Raw genomic sequence first — 16,517 nt, forward strand, 5'->3', positions numbered from 1 at the left:
GCCGCCCCCCCCCCCCCCCCCCCCCCCCCCCCCCCCCCCCCCCCCCCCCCCCCCCCCCCCCCCCCGCCCCGCGCCCCCCCCCCCCCCCGCCGCACGATCAGCTCAGCTGATCGTGCGCGGGGTCAGTGGCTGTGGCCGTGACCGTGCGAGTGGCCGTGGGTGTGGTGCCCGCCGCCCGCGTGGTCGTGCTCCTCCTCCGGCGCCTCGACGACGGCGGAGTCGGTGGTGAGCACCATCGCGGCGATCGACGCGGCGTTGCCCAGCGCGGCCTTGGTGACCTTGACCGGGTCGATGACGCCCTGGGCGGCCAGGTCGCCGTACTCGCCGGTGGCGGCGTTGAAGCCGGAGCCGACGCCGAGGTCGCGGACCTTGGCGACGACGACGCGGCCCTCGAAGCCGGCGTTGTCGGCGATGCGGGCCAGCGGGGCCTCCAGGGCGCGCCGCACGGCGCGGGCGCCGGTCAGCTCGTCGCCGGAGAGGTCCAGCGCGTCGATGGCCGCGGCCGCGTGCACGAGCGCGGAGCCGCCACCGGGGACGACGCCCTCCTCCACCGCGGCGCGGGTGGCGGCGATGGCGTCCTCGATGCGGTGCTTGCGCTCCTTGAGCTCGACCTCGGTGGCTGCGCCGACCCGGATGACGCCGATGCCGCCGGCCAGCTTGGCCAGCCGCTCCTGCAGCTTCTCGCGGTCCCAGTCGGAGTCGGTGGCCTCGATCTCGCGGCGGATCTGGGCGACCCGGTCGGAGATCGCGCCGGCCGTGCCGCCGCCGTCGACGATCGTCGTCGTGTCCTTGGTGACGGTCACGCGGCGGGCGGTGCCGAGCACCTCGAGGCCGACCTGGTCGAGCTTGAGGCCGACGTCCTCGCTGACGACCTGGCCGCCGGTGACGATGGCGAGGTCGGTCATGAAGGCCTTGCGGCGGTCGCCGAAGTACGGCGACTTGACCGCGACGACGCGGATCGTCTTGCGGATCGAGTTGACGACGAGCGTGGACAGCGCCTCGCCCTCGACGTCCTCGGCGACGATCAGCAGCGGGCGGGCGCCGTTGCCGAGCACCTTCTCCAGCAGCGGGAGCAGGTCGGCCAGCGCGCTGACCTTGCCCTGCACCAGCAGCACGAGGGCGTCCTCGAGGACGGCCTCCATCGCCTCCTGGTCGGTGACGAAGTAGGGCGAGAGGTAGCCCTTGTCGAACTGCACGCCCTCGGTGACGTCGAGGTCGGTGGAGAGGGTGTTGCTCTCCTCGACGGTGATGACGCCGTCCTTGCCGACCTTCTCCATGGCCTCGCCGATCAGGGCGCCGACCTCGGCGTCCTGGGCGGAGATGGTGGCGACGCCGGCGATGGCCGACTGCTCGTCGACGGGTATGGCCACCTCGTCGAGGGCCTTCGACACCGCGTCGACGGCGGCGCGCATGCCGCGGCCGAGGCCCATCGGGTTGGCGCCGGCGGCGACGTTGCGCATGCCCTCCTTGACCAGCGCCTGGGCCAGCACCGTGGCGGTGGTGGTGCCGTCACCGGCGACGTCGTTGGTCTTGGTGGCGACGTTCTTGGCCAGCTGCGCGCCGAGGTTCTCGTACGGGTCCTCGAGCTCGACCTCGCGGGCGATCGTGACGCCGTCATTGGTGATGGTCGGGGCGCCGAACTTCTTGTCGAGGACGACGTTGCGCCCGCGCGGGCCGAGGGTCACCTTGACGGCGTCGGCGAGCTTGTCCACGCCGCGCTCGAGCGCGCGGCGGGCGTCCTCGTTGAACTTGATGATCTTGGCCATGGGGCCCTTCCGGTCAGATCGCTACGGGGTGGGACGACGACCGCCCCGGGACCCGGTCAGTTCGGGTCGCCGGGGCGGTCGCGTCAGGCGGTGCGGGGAAGTGGGGTCACTTCTCCACGACGGCGAGCAGGTCGCGGGCGGAGAGCACGAGGTACTCCTCGCCGGCGTACTTGACCTCGGTGCCGCCGTACTTCGAGTAGATGACGACGTCGCCGACGTTGACGTCGAGCGGGACGCGGTTGCCGTTGTCGTCGATGCGGCCGGGGCCCACGGCGATGACCGTGCCCTCCTGCGGCTTCTCCTTGGCGGTGTCCGGGATGACCAGGCCGGAGGCGGTGGTGGTCTCGGCCTCGTTGGCCTGGACGACGACGCGGTCCTCGAGCGGCTTGATGGAGACCTTGGTAGCGGTCGTCACGAGGTGACGCCCCCTTCGGGATCGGACGGCTGGTGGACTGGCTCGTTGTGGCACGGGGGCCGGGCCTGCCGTCGCGGGGGTCAGGCGCCTGCCCGTGTCGATTGGCACTCTACCCACGAGAGTGCCAGCCCCTCAACCGGGTCCACCACTCGGAGGACGGGCCGCTGCGGGAGGCTGGTCGCCGTGCCCGATCCCGCCGCGTCGGCCCTGCTGCGCACCCCCGAGGGAGCCGCCGCGACCGCCCGCGCCGCGGCGCTGCTGGCCGCGGGCGCCGACGTGCTGGCGGGCGTCGCGGCGCTGCGCGCGGAGGTCGGGCCGGAGCTGGCCGGCCCCGCCTGGGAGCTGGCCCGGCTGCGGGCGCGGGCCCGCCCGGTGTTCGGCGCCGACGCCGACCGGCTGTTCCTCACCGCCGACACCCTCGAACAGGCCGGCCGCCCGGAGCTCGCCGCCCGGCGCGCCGCCCGCCTGCTCGCCGACGGCACCGACTCCGCGGCCGACCTCGGCTGCGCGTCGGGCACCGACACCGTGGCGCTGGCCCGGGCGGGCGCGCGGGTGCTCGCCGTCGACCTCGACCCGGTGGCCCGCGAGCTCACGGCCGCCAACGCGGAGGCGCTCGGCGTCGCCGACGACGTGTGGGTGGTCGCGGGCGACGTCGTCGAGCTGGTGGACGCCGCCCGCGGCGGGGAGGTCGCCGGCTGCGCGGCCGCCGTCCTCGACCCGGCGCGGCGGGCGGGCGGGCGGCGGCAGCTCGACCCCGACCGCTGGTCCCCGCCCTGGTCGACGGTGGCGACGCTGCTCGACCGGGTGCCGCGCGCGGTCGTGAAGGTCGCGCCCGGCCTCGCCCACGAGCGGGTGCCGGCGGGCGTGGAGGCCGAGTGGGTGTCGGTGCGCGGATCGATCGTCGAGGCGCTGCTGTGGGGCCGCGGGGTGTCCGAGGTGTGGCGGCGGGCCACCGTCGTCCGCGGCGACGACGTGCACGAGCTCACCGCCGGCGCCGATCCCGGGCCCGCGCCGGCCGGGCCGGTCGGGGCGTGGCTGCACGAGCCCGACCCCGCCGTCATCCGCTCCGGGCTGGTGTCCCTGGCGGCCGCGCAGCTCGGCGCCACGCTGGTGGACCCGACGATCGCCTACCTGACCTCCGGTGCGGCCGCCGACTCCCCCTGGGTCACCTCGTACCGCGTCGACGAGGTGCTGCCGTTCAACCTCAAGAGGCTGCGCGCGCTGCTGCGGGCCCGCGGCGTCGGGCGGGTGGTGGTGAAGAAGCGGGGGTCGGCGATCGAGCCGGAGACCCTCGCCCGGCAGCTGCGCGGGCCGGGCGCCGCGAGCGCCACCGTCGTCGTCACCCGGGTGGCCGGCGCCCCGACCGCCCTGGTGTGCGACGTCAGCGGGTGACGACCTCGATCGGCAGGCTGCTGTCGGCACCCAGGTCCGGCGCGGAGGGCTCGACGCCGGCCGCGACGAGCCGGGAGCCGAGCGCGGCCACCATCGCGCCGTTGTCGGTGCACAGCCGCGGGCTCGGCACGCGGAGCACGATCCCGGCCGCGGCGCAGCGCTCCTCGGCCAGCGCCCGCAGCCGCGAGTTGGCCGCCACTCCGCCGCCGAGCACCAGGTGGTCCACGCCGTGGTCGCGGCAGGCGCGCACCGCCTTCGCGGTGAGCACGTCGGCGACCGCCTCCTGGAACGACGCCGCGACGTCGGCCACCGGCACCGGCTCCCCCGCCGTCCGCCGCGCCTCGACCCAGCGGGCGACGGCGGTCTTCAGCCCGGAGAACGAGAAGTCGTAGGGCGCGTCGCGCGGGCCGGTGAGCCCGCGGGGGAAGTCGATCGCCGCCGGGTCGCCGTCGCGGGCGGCGCGGTCGATGGGCGGGCCGCCGGGGAACGGCATGCCGAGCACGCGGGCGACCTTGTCGAACGCCTCGCCCGCGGCGTCGTCGATGGTGCGGCCGAGCGAGGTGACCTCGCGGGCGAGGTCGGGCACGAGCAGCAGCGAGCTGTGCCCGCCCGACACCAGCAGCGCCAGCGACGGCTCGGCCAGCGGGCCGTGCTGCAGCTCGTCGACGGCGACGTGCGCGGCGAGGTGGTTGACGCCGTACAGCGGCTTGTCCAGCGCCAGCGCGTACGCCTTCGCGGCGGCCAGCCCGACCAGCAGCGCGCCGGTCAGGCCGGGCCCCGCGGTCACCGCGACGGCGTCGACGTCGGACGCCGACACCCCGGCCTCGGCGAGCGCGCGGTGCACGGTCGGGACCATCGCCTCCAGGTGGGCCCGCGAGGCGATCTCGGGCACCACGCCGCCGAAGCGCTCGTGCTCGGCCATCGAGGTGGCCAGCGCGTCCGACAGCAGCGTGTGCCCGCGCACCAGGCCGACCCCGGTCTCGTCGCACGAGGTCTCGAACCCCAGGACCAGCGGTCCGCTCACCGCCGCACCTCCCGCTTCATCACGACGGCGTCGGTGCCGCTCGGCTGGTAGTAGCGCGGGCGCCGCCCGATCTCGGTGAACCCGCGGCGCCGGTAGAGCCCCTGCGCCACCTCGTTGTCCGCGCGCACCTCGAGCAGCACGACGGGGCTGCGCCGGTCGGCCTCGGCGAGCAGCGCGTCGAGCAGCAGCGCGCCGAGGCCCTCGCCCTGCCGGTCCCGGGCGACGCCGATCGTGGACACGTGCGCCTCGTCGTCGTAGGCGATGAGGCCCGCGTACCCGACGACGGCGCCGTCGTCCTCGGCCACCAGGTAGTGCCGCGTGTCGGTGCGCGACAGCTCGTCGCGGTACATCGCGCGGGTCCAGGTGTCGGGCGCGAAGAGCTCCTCCTCCAGCGCCAGCACGGCGTCGAGGTCGGCCAGCCGCATCGGCCGCAGCCGCGCGGTCACGAGGTGGTCACCGGCTTGAACGACGTCGGCGGTACGGCGTCGGGACGGCGCAGGTACAGCGGCACCAGCGGCGGCTGGGTGGGGGACGACAGAGCGGACGGGTCGGCCAGCAGCGGTGCCGCGGCGCGCAGCAGGCCCGCGACGGTCACCTCGGCCGGCGTCACCGCGGCGCCGAGCCGCTCGGCGAAGCGCGGGTCGCCGACCAGGGGCCGGCGCGCGGCGAACTCCTCGGGGCGGACGACACCCGGCCCGTCGACGCGCGCGCCGGCGGCGTCGTAGGCGGCCCAGTAGACCTCCTTGCGCCGCGCGTCGGTGACCACCGTCCGCTCCCCCGACCCGACGGCGTCGAGCGAGCAGACGCCCACGGCCGGCACGCCGCGGGCGTCGGCGAGCGCGGCTGCGGTGACCACGCCGACCCGCAGCCCGGTGAACGGGCCGGGCCCGAGGCCGGTGACGACGGCACCCACGTCGGCGAGCGCGACGCCGGCCTCGGCCAGCGCCTCGCGCACGGCGGGGACCAGCAGCTCGGCGTGCCGGTTGCCGGAGGGCACCGCCCGCTCGGCGAGCACCTCCACGCCGCCGTCGTCGGAGCGGCGGGCGACGCCGGCGACCAGCGTGGGGGTCGCGGTGTCGAGGGCGAGGACGAGCACGATCCGCCAGGTTAGTCAGCCGTTGTCACCCGGTGGCCCGGTCGGGCAGGATCGCGCGGCCCACGCCGTCGAGGGACAGGACGCCGATGACCGCATCACTGCTGCTCGTGCACGGCGCCTGGCACGGCTCCTGGTGCTGGCGGCCCCTGCTGGAGGCCCTCGGCGAGGACGTGCCGGCGCACACCGTCGACCTGCCCAGCGCGGGCGGGGACCCGGCCGCGCTGGGCGACCTGTCCGCCGACGCCGCGGCCGTGCGGGAGGCGCTGGCCGGGATCGACGGCCCGGTCGTCGTGCTCGGCCACTCCTACGGCGGCGCCGTGGTCACCGAGGCGGTCACCGCGGACAGCGGCGTGGCGCACCTCGTCTACCTGTGCGCCTTCCAGCTCGACGTCGGGGACTCCCTGCTCGGCAGCGTCGGCGGGCAGGCCCCGCCGTGGTGGGAGGTCGGGGAGCACGCGATCGGCGTGACGGACCCCGAGGCGGTCTTCTACAACGGGGTGCCCGGCGGGCTGGCCCGCGACGCGGTGGCCCGCATCGGGCTGCAGTCCCGCGCCTCGGTGGAGCAGCCGCTGACCAACGCCGCCTGGCGGCACGTGCCGAGCACCTACGTCGTGTGCGAGCAGGACCAGGCCATCCCGGTGTTCGCGCAGGAGGCGATGTCGTCGCGGGCCGGCGAGGTGCTGCGCCTGCCGTCGGGGCACTCGCCGTTCCTCTCGCACCCCGCGGAGCTGGCCGCGCTGCTGCGCCCGGTCCTCGACCGCGCCGGCTGACCGGCCCGGCGCCGCCCCGGCGCGCACGGTCACACCGGCAGCTCGGAGACGACCTCGACGCCGTCGACCGGGTCGACCTGCTCGCCCACGACGACGAAGCCGAACAGCCGGGCCACCGCCTGCGACGCGGCGTTCGACGGCGCGATCGCGAGCCGCACGACCGACACGGCCGGTTCCGCGCGGGCGCGGGCGAGCAGCGCGGCCAGCGCCGCCCGCGCGTAGCCGCGCCGCCGGTGCTCCGGGAGCACGGCGTAGCCGATCTCGACCATCCCGCGCCCGTCGGGCGGGCCGTGGAAACCGGCGCGCCCGACGGCCAGCCGCCGGTCGGCGTCCCACACGACGCCGGTGACCCACGCGGCCGCGGCCGGGTCGGCGGACACCTGCTCCGCCCGCATGCGCCACACGGGTGCCCACGCGGGGTCGTCGAACCCGGGCGGCAGCGGCACCGGGGAGGCGGCGTTCGCGGCGGCGAGGTCGCCGGCGGCCAGCGCGGCGAACGCCGCCACCGGGAGGGCGATCACCTCGACCCGGAGGCTCACCCGGCGCTCCCCGCCCAGCGCAGCACCTCGACGCCGGGGCCGAGGGCGGCCCGCAGCAGCGGCAGGTCGGAGGCGCTGTCGGAGTAGGCGTGGTCCACCGGCAGCGGCACCCCGGCGGCCCGCAGCGCCTCGAGCTTCCCCTCGCCCCGGGCCGGGACCGCCTGCGCGAGCGGCCCCCAGCGCCCGCGCCGCAGGTCGGTGGCGACCACCTCGACGTCCGGCAGGCCGATCACCCGGCACACCTCCGCCGCCAGCGGCCGGGCGCAGGCGGTGGCACGACCACCCGGTCGCCACGGGCGACGTGCTCGCGGAGCCGGGCGACCGCGGCCGCGGCGGTGCGCCCGCCGGCCGGGCCGGCGTGCTCGACCGGCGAAGGCCCGCGCCGCCCCGGTGAACCCGTCGGCGTGGAGGCCCACCGCGCCAGCCGGACCAGCCGGCGCTCCGCCGGCACCCGCAGGCGTCCGGTGGCCCGCGCCGGCAGCCACAGCGGCGCCGTGGGCAGCGCCGCGGCCAACCGCGGGGGCTGCCGGGTGAGCAGGTGGCGGAGGAAACCGCCGAAGGAGTCCCCGGCGACCAGCGTGCCGTCGAGGTCGGAGACGACCGCCGGCCGGCCCGGCGGGGTCACGCCTGCAGCCGCCGCTCCCAGCCGGCGCCGGAGGGCACCAGGACGGCGGTGCGGACGTCGTCGTCGCGCCGGTCCAGCCGCACCTCCAGGTGCTCGTCGGCGAGCCGCTCGACCAGCCCGGCACCCCACTCGACGACGGTGACCGACTCCTCGGTCGAGGCGTCGAGGTCGAGGTCGTCGACGTCGGCGACGCCGCCGAGCCGGTAGGCGTCCACGTGCACCAGCGGCAGGCGCCCGCCGCGGTGCACCCGGGCGATGACGAAGGTCGGCGAGGTGACCGGCTCGGTCACCCCCAGGGCGGCGCCGAGGCCCTGGGTGAGCGCGGTCTTGCCGGCGCCGAGCGGCCCGGTGAGCACCAGCAGGTCGCCGGGCTCCACGACCGCGGCGAGGGCGGCGCCGAGCGCGCGGGTGTCGTCGACGGTGGGCAGGACGTGCTCGCGCCTCATGCCGCCAGGCTCCGGGCGACGGAGGTGAGGTCCTCGAGCAGGCCCGCTCGCGGGGCGCCGTTCGGGCCGAACCGGATCGCCGCCGACGGGTGGTACGTGGCCCACACCGCCCGCCCGCCGATGTCGTGCGGGCGGCCGCGGGCCGCGGCGAGCACGGTCCGCGGCCCGAGGAACCACTTGGCCGACGACAGGCCCAGCGCCACGACGACCGGCGGGTCGAGCAGCTCGAGCTGGCGGCGCAGCCAGCCGCTGCAGCGGGCGACCTCCGGCGTCTTCGGGGTGCGGTTGCCCGGCGGGCGGCACTTGACGATGTTGAGCACGGCTGCCTCGGCGCGGTCGAGCCCGGCCTCGCCGAGCAGCTGGTCGAGCAGCTGCCCCGACCTCCCGACGAACGGGCGGCCGGTCTCGTCCTCGTTCGCGCCCGGCGCCTCGCCGATGAGGGCGAACCGCGCCCGCCCGCGCACCGGGGGGTCGCCGACGACGACGTGCTGCCGGGTGGCCGACAGCTCGGGGCAGGCGACGCAGGGCGTCGCGGCCGCTGCCAGCGCGGGCCAGTCGGCCGCCGCGGCGGCGGTGGCGGCGACCTCCTCGGCCGCGGCGTCGAACCGGGGCGGACGGGGAGCGGCCACGCCCCGACCCTACGGCGGGCGCGGCCGGAGGGCTTCCGCGCCCGCCCGCGCCCTGTCACCGTGGGACAGGGCCCCCGCCGCGGGAGGAGTCGCCATGACCGAGCACCCCGACCTCTACGAGGTCGCCTGTCTCGCCGGCGGGCCGCAGCGGGTGGTCGACACCGCGCTGGTGGCCCTCGTGGTCACCGGCCGGGTGCGCGCGGTGGCCCCCGGGGAGCTGCAGGTGGTCGAGCCGCGGCGGCGGCACCCGGTGGAGGCCGCCGTCCTCGACGCCGTCGGCGGCCGCGGGCGCCGGTCGGTGGAGACGGTGCGCTGGCGGGCGCTGTCCGACGAGCGGGTCACGGTGCTCCCCCGCCGGCTGCGCGCGCAGCGGCTGCTCGGCCGCTTCACCGGCCCGACCGCGGCCGGCCGGCGCGTGCTCGAGCGGGCGCGCGCCGCCGACGTCGGGCCGGTGCTGCACGTCGCGCTCGAGGGCCGCGACCGGCTGGCCGACCCCGCGCTGCGCGAGGCCGTGTGCGACCCGCCGCGCCGCCCGACGCTGCCCGGCGTCGGGGCCTCGCCGTGGGAGCTGTCCTACGCCGACGGGTGCGAGGTGGCCCAGCGGACGCGGGACACGCTGGTGGCGCGGGGCCTCGACGGCCGGCCCTAGCGAGGAGGCCGGGAGGAGTCCTGGCCGAGCCCGGAGGTCTCCGCGGCCACCCGGCGCACCAGGCCGCCCAGCGCCCGGGTGACCTCCTGCGGCTTCTCCAGCGTCACCAGGTGCCCCGCGTCGTGGACGACGACGTGCTCGACCGTCGGCCCCTCGCCGCCGAGCAGCTCCACCAGGGTGTCGCTGTGGGCCGGCGGGATCATCCGGTCGGCGTCGCCGGTGAGCACGAGGGTCGGCACCCGCCGCAGCGGCGCGAGCGCGCCGGTCTCGTCGAGGCCGGCCAGCGCCGGGTAGAACTCGGCGATCACGTCGACCGGGGTGCCGGCGATCATGGCGTCGACGTAGCGGCCCAGCCGCGGGTCGACGTCGGTGGAGGCGAACGACAGCGACCAGGTGGCGGCGGAGACGACGTCTGCGGCCAGCCGGCGGGTGCGCTCGGCGAACGCCGGCCGGCGGCGCATCGTCCAGGCCGCCACGGGCAGCACGGCGGCGCGGACCCGGGTGAGGAAGTCGGGCAGGCCGAAGTCGAGGTCGGCGAGCTGGCCGCTGGAGGTGGACACCAGCGCGACGCCGGCCACCTTCGTGCCGAACAGCTCCGGGTGCAGGCCGGCCAGGCCCATCACGGTCATGCCGCCCATCGAGTGGCCGACCAGCACGACCGGCCCCTCGGGCACCCGCTCCTCCAGCACCCGGGCGAGGTCGCGGGCCAGCTGCTCGATCGTCGAGTTCCCGGCCGGCCCGCGGGAGGAGGAGCCGTGCCCGCGCTGGTCGTAGAAGACCAGCCGCGCGGTGGGCCGGTGCCCGTTCGCCGTGGCCAGCTCCGCGCCCAGCGACCGCCGCTGGTGGGTCCAGGAGGCCATCGACAGCGTGTAGCCGTGCACGAAGACGACGGTCAGCGGCGCGTCGAGCGGGCCGACCTCCTCGACGGCGAGCAGCACGCCGTCGTCGGCGGTCACCTGCGCGGTCCGGTCGGCCCGGCGCGCGGCGGCGCCGAGCGGGTCGTCCTCGCGCAGCTCGGCGTCGGTGGCGCCCTCCGGCAGCGCCCCGCCGGGGCTGAGCCGCTCGGCGCGCACGCGGCGGGTGGCGATCCGCGCGACGGCGACGCCGACGGCGGTGGTTGCCGCCGCCAGGCCGACGACCGCACCGGCCACCCCGGCCGCCGGGTGCCGCTCCAGCGCTCCGGCCAGCCCCGTGCGCGGCGCCGGCGCGCGCGGGCCCGACCGCTGTGCCATCAGACCGCCCCCGCGGACCCGACGTGGCGGCGCGTGAAGCGTCCGCCGACCCGGGTGACCAGCTCGTAGTGGATGGTGTCGACCGCGTCGGCCCACTGCTGCGCGGTCGGCTCGCCGCGCTCGCCGGGGCCCCAGAGGACCACCTCGTCGCCCGCGGCGACGGCGTCGTCGCCGACGTCGAGCACGAACTGGTCCATGCACACGCGGCCGGCGATCGTCCGCTGCGCGCCGGCGGCCAGCACCGGGGCGCGGTTGCCCGCGGCCCGCGGCACCCCGTCGGCGTAGCCGACCGGGACCAGCGCCAGCGTGGTCTCCCGGTCGGGTGAGTAGGTGTGCCCGTAGGAGACGCCGACGCCGGCCGGCACCCGCTTGGTCAGCGCCACGCGGGCGCGCACGCTCATCGCCGGGCGCAGGCCGTGGACGGCGGGGTCGCCGCCGAGCGGGTCCAGGCCGTAGAGGGCGACGCCGGGGCGGACCATGTCGTACCAGGTGCCGGGCAGCGCGACGGTGGCCGCGGAGTTGGCCAGGTGCCGGGTGCCGTCGAGCCCGGCAGCGCGGGCGATGCCGACCGCCTCCTCGAACACCCGCACCTGCGCGCCGATCGTCGGGTGGGTGGGCGCGTCGGCGTACGCCATGTGGCTCCACAGTCCGACCACCTCGACCTCGCCGTCGGCCTGCGCCCGGGCCGCCGCGGCCACCAGCGCCGGCCAGTCGGCGGTCGTGGCGCCCTCGCGGGACAGCCCGGTGTCGGCGCACAGGTGCAGCCGCGCGGGACGGCCGGTGGCGCGGGCGGCGGCGACGACCTCGGCCAGGCCCCACTCGGCGTTGGCCGACACCTCGACGCCGGCCTCCAGGGCGGGGGCGAAGTCGGTGCCGGGCGCGTGCAGCCAGGCCAGCAGCGGCGCGGTGACGCCGGCGGCCCGCAGCGCGAGCGCCTCCTCGAGGACGGCGACGCCGAGCGCGTCCGCGCCGCCGGCGAGCACCGCCCGCGCGGCCGGCACCAGGCCGTGCCCGTAGCCGTCGGCCTTGACCACCGCCATGAGCGGGCGGCCGACCCGCTCGCGGAGCACGGCGGTGTTCGCCGCGATCGCGTCGAGGTCGACGACCACCTCGGCCCGGGGAGCTGGCTGCTTCACGCCCCCCAGTGTCCCAGCAGGACGTCCCCGCCCCCGCGCACCCGGCCGACGGTGTCCGGCAGCACCCGCACGAGGTCGGAGGCGAGGACCGGCCCGCGCGCGGCGGCGACCTGCCCGGCGCGGCCGTGCAGGTGGGCGGCGGCCGCGGCCGTCTCCGCGGCGGGCGTGCCGGCGGCGAGCAGCGAGCCGAGGATCCCCGACAGGACGTCGCCGCTGCCGGCCGTGGCCAGGTCGGAGGTGCCGGTGGCGTTGACGAAGGCGGTGCCGTCGGGAGCGGCGACCACGGTGGCGTCGCCCTTGAGCAGGACGACGGCGCCGAGGTCGGCGGCCAGCCGGCGGGCGCTGCCGATGCGGTCGGCGCCGACCGGCACGCCGAAGCGCTCGAACTCCCGGTCGTGCGGGGTGAGCACGGTCGCAGCCGTGCGGCCGCGGACGAGGTCCGGCTCGCGGGCGGCCATCGTCAGCGCGTCGGCGTCGACGACCACCGGCAGGTCGGTGGCCAGCACCTCGGCGAGCACGCTGCGGGCGTCGTCGTCGGTGCCCGTGCCGGGCCCGGCCACCCAGGCCTGCACGCGGCCGGCGTCGCCGGGGGGGCCGTCGGTGACGATCGCCTCGGGCCACGCGGCACGGACCCCGTCGGCGGCGGTGCCGGCGTACCGGACCAGCCCCGGCCGCGTGCGCAGCGCCGCCCCGGTGCACAGGACGGCGGCCCCGGGGTAGACGGAGGAGCCCGCGACGACCCCGACGACGCCGCGGGAGTACTTGTCGTCGGTGGGGCCCGGCGGCTGCAGGTGCGCGGCGACGTCGGCGTCGGTGAGCTGGTGCGCGCGGGCCGGGGCCAGGTGCGGGGCGAGGCCGATGTCGACCAGGTGCACGGTGCCGGCGTACCCGCGCCCCTCCCCCACCACGAGCCCGGGCTTCACCGCGCCGAAGGTGACCGTGTGCACCGCGGCGAACGCCGCGCCCTCCACCGCGCCGGTGTCGGCGTCGACGCCGCTCGGCACGTCGACGGCGACGGTCAGCCCCGGCCCGGTGGCCGCGCGCTCCGCCAGCCGCGCCGCCTCGGGGCGCAGCCCGCCGCGCCCGCCGATGCCCACGATCCCGTCGAGGACCAGGTCGGCACGGTCGAGCCCGTCGGGGCCGTCGGGGCCGGTGACCCGCCCGCCGGCGCGGCGCAGCGCGGCCAGCCCGGCGGGGTGGGCGCGTGCGGTGTCGAGCAGGACGGCGGTGACCCGGGCGCCACGCGCGGCCAGCTGCGCGCCCGCGTACAGGGCGTCCCCGCCGTTGTTGCCGGCGCCGACGAGCAGCGTGACGCGGGCGCCGTGCGCCCGGCCGAGCAGCCGCAGGCAGACGACGGCCAGGCCGGTGGCCGCCCGCTGCATGAGCGCCCCCTCGCGGGTGGCGGCCAGCAGCACGTCCTCCGCGGCGCGGACCTCGGCGGCCGTGGACAGCCCGATCACGCCGGTCCTCCCTCGGCGACGACCACCGCCGAGGCGATCCCGCCGTCGTGGCTCAGGGACACGTGCCAGCGGGTGATGCCGAGCTCCGCGGCGCGCGCGGCGACCGTGCCGCGGACCGCCAGGTGCGGCCGGCCGTGCTCACCGACGGTCACCTCGGCGTCGTGCCACTGCAGCGCGCCGGGGGCGCCGAGCGTCTTGGCGACGGCCTCCTTGGCGGCGAACCGCGCGGCCAGCGACTCCGCCGTCCGCGGGTTGCCCGACGGCGTCACCTGCTCGGAGGCGGTGAACAACCGGTCGCGGATGCCGGGCGTGCGGGTCAGCGACTCGGCGAAACGGGTCACGGGGACCACGTCGATCCCCACCCCGATGATCACCGGGTCAGTCTGCCGTGCCGCCGTCGCCGTCGCCGTCCAGCCCGGTCGCGCGGTGCGGCTACTCGACGGTGACGCTCTTGGCCAGGTTGCGCGGCTGGTCGACGTCGAAGCCGCGGGTGTCGGCGATCTCGCAGGCGAGGATCTGCAGCGGCACCGTGGTCACCACCGGCGCGAGCAGGGTCGGCGTGCGCGGCACCCGGATCAGGTGGTCGGCGTAGGGCACGACGTCCTCGTCGCCCTCCTCCGCGATCACGATCGTGCGCGCCCCGCGGGCGCGGATCTCCTGGATGTTGGAGACGACCTTGCCGTGGAGCAGGCTGCGGCCCCGGGGCGACGGCGCGACGACGACCACCGGCGTGCCCTGGTCGATGACGGCGATCGGGCCGTGCTTGAGCTCGCCGGCGGCGAAGCCCTCGGCGTGGATGTAGGCGAGCTCCTTGAGCTTGAGCGCGCCCTCGAGCGCCACGGGGAAGCCCACGTGCCGGCCCAGGAACAGGATCGTGCCGGCGTCGGCCAGCGAGCGGCCGAGCTCGCGCACCGGCTCCATCTGGGTGAGCACCCGCTCGACGGCCTCGGGCAGCTTCTGCAGCTCGTGCACGATCGAGGCGACCTCGTCGGTGTACTTGATCCCCCGCACCTGCGCGAGGAAGAGCCCGACGAGGTAGCAGGCGACGATCTGCGCCAGGAAGCTCTTGGTCGAGGCGACGGCGATCTCCGGGCCGGCGTGCGTGTAGAGCACCGCGTCGGACTCGCGCGGGATCGTCGAGCCGTTGACGTTGCAGATGGCCAGCGTGCGGGCCTTCTGCTCCTTGGCGTGCCGCAGCGCCATGAGGGTGTCCATCGTCTCGCCGGACTGGCTGATGACGACGACCAGCGTGGAGCGGTCGAGCACCGGGTCGCGGTAGCGGAACTCGCTGGCCACCTCGACCTCGACCGGGATGCGCGTCCAGTGCTCGATCGCGTACTTGGCGATCAGCCCGGCGTGGAACGAGGTGCCGCAGGAGACGACGAAGATCTTGTCGATGTCGCGGAGCTCCTGGTCCGACAGGCGCACCTCGTCGAGGACCAGCTCCCCGTCCTCGCCCAGCCGGCCGAGCAGGGTGTCGGCGACGGCCTGCGGCTGCTCGGCGATCTCCTTGAGCATGAACCAGTCGTGGCCGCCCTTCTCGGCGGCGGCGGCGTCCCAGTCGACGGTGTAGGCCACCGGCTCGGCGGGGGCGCCGTCGAAGTCGGTGACGGTCAGGCCGCGGGTGCGGTCGATCTCGACGACCTGGTCCTGGCCGAGCTCGCGCGCCTCGCGGGTGTGCGCGATGAAGGCGGCGACGTCGGAGCCGAGGAAGTACTCGCCGTCGCCGACGCCGACCACCAGCGGGCTGTTGCGGCGGGAGGCGACGAGGGTGTCGGGCTCGTCGGCGTGCGTGGCGACCAGCGTGAAGGCGCCCTCGAGCCGGCGGGACACCGCGCGCAGCGCCTCGGCCAGCCGGCCGGGACCCTCGGGCAGGTCGCGGTGGGCGGCGGCGAGCAGGTGCGCGACGACCTCGGTGTCCGTGTCGGAGCGGAACTCGATGCCGCGGGCCTCGCACTCGGCGCGCAACGCGGCGAAGTTCTCGATGATCCCGTTGTGGATCACCGCGACCCGGCCGTCGGCGGACAGGTGCGGGTGGGCGTTGCGGTCGGTCGGCCCGCCGTGGGTGGCCCACCGGGTGTGGCCGATGCCGATGGTCGACTCCGGCAGCGGCGCGTCGGCCAGCACCTTCTCGAGGTTGGCGAGCTTGCCGGCCTTCTTGGCCGCGGCGAGCGCGCCGGCACCGTCCCGCTCGACCCGGACCGCCACGCCCGCGGAGTCGTAGCCCCGGTACTCGAGCCGCCGCAGGCCCTCCAGGACGACGTCCAGGGCGTTCTGCGGGCCGACGTAACCCACGATGCCGCACATGTGGACCGAGGGTACCGGCGGTGGCGGACCGATCCGTCCTCCGACGCCGTGACGCGCGCCCCTCGTCACAGGGGTCCCAGCCACATCGTCGTCCTCCGGACGACACCGCGGCCAGGAGCCGTCCCACGGCTGCGTCCCCACGGGACCTCAGGACCAGGGGGTGACCGGCCGGGGTCGCGGCACGCCGTCGACCGCGACGTCGAAGCGCTCGTCGAAGAAGCACAGCAGCCCGGTGAGCTGGGCGGCGTCGGGCAGCGGGTCGGGATAGCCCCAGACGGCGTCGGGCACCAGGCCGTCGTCGGTGCGCACCGACCAGTAGTGCGCCTCGCCCTTGTAGGCGCACTCCGTCCGCGTCGGGCTCGGCTCCAGGTCGGCGACGACGTCCTCGGCCGGGAGGTACCAGCGGACCGGCAGCAGCGTCTCGAAGACCAGCGTCGGGCGCGCGGACGCCGCCAGCAGCTGCCCGCCGGCCGACACCCGCACCGCGCGGGAGCCGGCCCGGACGTCGACCCGGTGGAAGGGGTCGCGCGGGTGCCCGTGCAGGCGCTCGTCCTCCTCGAACCAGGCGTCGCAGCCGGCCCAGTCGAGCACGACGTGGCCGGCCAGCGCCGGGTCGGCCGGGCAGAACCCCTCGACCGTGCGGTCCCCGCCCGGGACGGGGACCAGCACCGGGTCCCCCGGCGTGCTGCGGACGCGGAACGGCACCCGCGGGTCGAGCACGCGCAGCTCGGTCACGTCCGGGACGGCGAAGCCGGTACCCGCGGTCAGGTCCTGCGCCGTCCCGGGGTCGGGCACCGGCGCCGCGCACAGGTCCTCGACCGGGACGGCGTAGGCGGGCACCACCCGGCGGGGCTCCCACACCAGCAGCGCCCGGTCGGACAGGGCGACGACGGCGCCGTCGGCCTCGGCGCGGACCCGCTTCGCCGTCGGCTCGTACCGGAGCCGGCCGACCACGCCGCCGACCAGGTCCCTCATCCGCACGGTCATGACGCCCTCCCGCCGGTCGGTGGCGACGATCGTCGTCCCCTCCG

At 77.2% G+C, this 16,517-nt stretch carries 19 protein-coding genes; 3 read left to right on the forward strand and 16 right to left on the reverse strand.

Going from position 1 to position 16,517, the window contains the following annotated elements:
* Window positions 1–122 precede the first annotated feature (122 nt).
* Window positions 123–1,766, reverse strand: coding sequence for a chaperonin GroEL (gene groL, locus ACI79X_RS08815; protein WP_457025042.1), 1,644 nt, complete (start codon window positions 1,764–1,766; stop codon window positions 123–125).
* A 106-nt stretch (window positions 1,767–1,872) separates the two neighbouring features.
* Window positions 1,873–2,181, reverse strand: a complete 309-nt coding sequence (gene groES, locus ACI79X_RS08820; RefSeq protein WP_073421422.1) for a co-chaperone GroES — start codon at window positions 2,179–2,181, stop codon at window positions 1,873–1,875.
* A 183-nt stretch (window positions 2,182–2,364) separates the two neighbouring features.
* On the opposite strand from groES, the gene ACI79X_RS08825 reads away from it, so the two are divergent.
* Window positions 2,365–3,573 (forward strand): THUMP-like domain-containing protein, encoded by a 1,209-nt coding sequence (locus tag ACI79X_RS08825; RefSeq protein ID WP_457025043.1) that lies wholly within the window; start codon window positions 2,365–2,367, stop codon window positions 3,571–3,573.
* On the opposite strand, the gene tsaD is transcribed toward ACI79X_RS08825, so the two are convergent.
* Genes tsaD through tsaB form a run of 3 tightly spaced genes read right to left on the reverse strand, consistent with a single transcriptional unit; the run spans window position 3,563 to window position 5,693 of the window.
* Entirely contained in the window at window positions 3,563–4,597 is a 1,035-nt protein-coding gene (tsaD, locus tag ACI79X_RS08830) for a tRNA (adenosine(37)-N6)-threonylcarbamoyltransferase complex transferase subunit TsaD (RefSeq protein WP_457025044.1), read from the reverse strand. The two genes, ACI79X_RS08825 and tsaD, sit on opposite strands and share 11 nt — an antisense overlap.
* Window positions 4,594–5,043 (reverse strand): ribosomal protein S18-alanine N-acetyltransferase, encoded by a 450-nt coding sequence (gene rimI, locus ACI79X_RS08835; protein ID WP_457025045.1) that lies wholly within the window; start codon window positions 5,041–5,043, stop codon window positions 4,594–4,596. Before rimI ends, tsaD begins: the two co-directional genes overlap by 4 nt.
* Window positions 5,040–5,693, reverse strand: coding sequence for a tRNA (adenosine(37)-N6)-threonylcarbamoyltransferase complex dimerization subunit type 1 TsaB (tsaB, locus tag ACI79X_RS08840; RefSeq protein ID WP_457025046.1), 654 nt, complete (start codon window positions 5,691–5,693; stop codon window positions 5,040–5,042). Before tsaB ends, rimI begins: the two co-directional genes overlap by 4 nt.
* 86 nt (window positions 5,694–5,779) lie before the next feature.
* Here tsaB and ACI79X_RS08845 point away from each other — a divergent pair, with 86 nt between their 5' ends.
* A complete protein-coding gene (locus ACI79X_RS08845) occupies window positions 5,780–6,463 on the forward strand; it encodes an alpha/beta fold hydrolase (RefSeq protein WP_457025047.1) in 684 nt (227 codons plus the stop codon).
* 29 nt (window positions 6,464–6,492) lie between these two features.
* Here ACI79X_RS08845 and ACI79X_RS08850 read toward each other — a convergent pair whose 3' ends face one another.
* Genes ACI79X_RS08850 through ACI79X_RS08870 form a run of 5 tightly spaced genes read right to left on the reverse strand, consistent with a single transcriptional unit; the run spans window position 6,493 to window position 8,702 of the window.
* Window positions 6,493–7,002, reverse strand: coding sequence for a GNAT family N-acetyltransferase (locus ACI79X_RS08850; RefSeq protein ID WP_457025048.1), 510 nt, complete (start codon window positions 7,000–7,002; stop codon window positions 6,493–6,495).
* Window positions 6,999–7,235 (reverse strand): haloacid dehalogenase-like hydrolase, encoded by a 237-nt coding sequence (locus ACI79X_RS08855; protein WP_457025049.1) that lies wholly within the window; start codon window positions 7,233–7,235, stop codon window positions 6,999–7,001. Before ACI79X_RS08855 ends, ACI79X_RS08850 begins: the two co-directional genes overlap by 4 nt.
* The gene (locus tag ACI79X_RS08860) at window positions 7,232–7,627 is read right to left on the reverse strand and encodes an HAD family hydrolase (protein ID WP_457025050.1); all 396 of its coding nucleotides are present in this window, start codon (window positions 7,625–7,627) and stop codon (window positions 7,232–7,234) included. Before ACI79X_RS08860 ends, ACI79X_RS08855 begins: the two co-directional genes overlap by 4 nt.
* Window positions 7,624–8,073, reverse strand: a complete 450-nt coding sequence (tsaE, locus tag ACI79X_RS08865; protein WP_457025051.1) for a tRNA (adenosine(37)-N6)-threonylcarbamoyltransferase complex ATPase subunit type 1 TsaE — start codon at window positions 8,071–8,073, stop codon at window positions 7,624–7,626. The genes ACI79X_RS08860 and tsaE overlap by 4 nt, the downstream gene beginning before the upstream one ends.
* Window positions 8,070–8,702: a uracil-DNA glycosylase gene (locus ACI79X_RS08870; RefSeq protein WP_457025052.1), complete on the reverse strand. Its 633-nt coding sequence runs from the start codon at window positions 8,700–8,702 to the stop codon at window positions 8,070–8,072. Before ACI79X_RS08870 ends, tsaE begins: the two co-directional genes overlap by 4 nt.
* Between ACI79X_RS08870 and ACI79X_RS08875 the strand changes: the two genes are divergently transcribed.
* A complete protein-coding gene (locus ACI79X_RS08875; protein WP_457025053.1) occupies window positions 8,647–9,351 on the forward strand; it encodes a TIGR04222 domain-containing membrane protein in 705 nt (234 codons plus the stop codon). The two genes, ACI79X_RS08870 and ACI79X_RS08875, sit on opposite strands and share 56 nt — an antisense overlap.
* On the opposite strand, the gene ACI79X_RS08880 is transcribed toward ACI79X_RS08875, so the two are convergent.
* The 6 genes from ACI79X_RS08880 to ACI79X_RS08905 all read right to left on the reverse strand — a co-directional run bounded on the left by ACI79X_RS08880 (window position 9,348) and on the right by ACI79X_RS08905 (window position 16,473).
* Entirely contained in the window at window positions 9,348–10,583 is a 1,236-nt protein-coding gene (locus ACI79X_RS08880) for an alpha/beta fold hydrolase (protein WP_457025054.1), read from the reverse strand. The genes ACI79X_RS08875 and ACI79X_RS08880 overlap by 4 nt on opposite strands.
* Window positions 10,583–11,719 carry an alanine racemase gene (gene alr, locus ACI79X_RS08885; RefSeq protein ID WP_457025055.1) on the reverse strand — a complete coding sequence of 379 codons (1,137 nt, stop codon included), beginning with the start codon at window positions 11,717–11,719 and terminating at the stop codon, window positions 10,583–10,585. The genes ACI79X_RS08880 and alr overlap by 1 nt, the downstream gene beginning before the upstream one ends.
* Window positions 11,716–13,179, reverse strand: a complete 1,464-nt coding sequence (locus ACI79X_RS08890) for an NAD(P)H-hydrate dehydratase (RefSeq protein ID WP_457025056.1) — start codon at window positions 13,177–13,179, stop codon at window positions 11,716–11,718. Before ACI79X_RS08890 ends, alr begins: the two co-directional genes overlap by 4 nt.
* Window positions 13,176–13,553: a holo-ACP synthase gene (locus ACI79X_RS08895; RefSeq protein WP_457025057.1), complete on the reverse strand. Its 378-nt coding sequence runs from the start codon at window positions 13,551–13,553 to the stop codon at window positions 13,176–13,178. The genes ACI79X_RS08890 and ACI79X_RS08895 overlap by 4 nt, the downstream gene beginning before the upstream one ends.
* 58 nt (window positions 13,554–13,611) lie before the next feature.
* Complete coding sequence (gene glmS, locus ACI79X_RS08900; protein WP_457025058.1) at window positions 13,612–15,486, reverse strand: glutamine--fructose-6-phosphate transaminase (isomerizing); 1,875 nt, start codon at window positions 15,484–15,486, stop codon at window positions 13,612–13,614.
* A 147-nt stretch (window positions 15,487–15,633) separates the two neighbouring features.
* Window positions 15,634–16,473, reverse strand: coding sequence for a DUF427 domain-containing protein (locus ACI79X_RS08905; protein WP_457025059.1), 840 nt, complete (start codon window positions 16,471–16,473; stop codon window positions 15,634–15,636).
* Between the last annotated feature and the right edge of the window lie 44 nt (window positions 16,474–16,517).

The organism is Geodermatophilus sp. SYSU D01119, from assembly GCF_054049975.1.

Excerpts from the sequence above, each read along its gene's own strand:
- glmS (WP_457025058.1), bottom strand. The coding sequence starts at position 15,486 with ATGTGCGGCATCGTGGGTTACGTCGGCCCGCAGAACGCCCTGGACGTC.
- groL (WP_457025042.1), bottom strand. The coding sequence starts at position 1,766 with ATGGCCAAGATCATCAAGTTCAACGAGGACGCCCGCCGCGCGCTCGAG.
- ACI79X_RS08845 (WP_457025047.1), top strand. The coding sequence starts at position 5,780 with ATGACCGCATCACTGCTGCTCGTGCACGGCGCCTGGCACGGCTCCTGG.
- ACI79X_RS08905 (WP_457025059.1), bottom strand. The coding sequence starts at position 16,473 with ATGACCGTGCGGATGAGGGACCTGGTCGGCGGCGTGGTCGGCCGGCTC.
- ACI79X_RS08880 (WP_457025054.1), bottom strand. The coding sequence starts at position 10,583 with ATGGCACAGCGGTCGGGCCCGCGCGCGCCGGCGCCGCGCACGGGGCTG.
- tsaE (WP_457025051.1), bottom strand. The coding sequence starts at position 8,073 with ATGAGGCGCGAGCACGTCCTGCCCACCGTCGACGACACCCGCGCGCTC.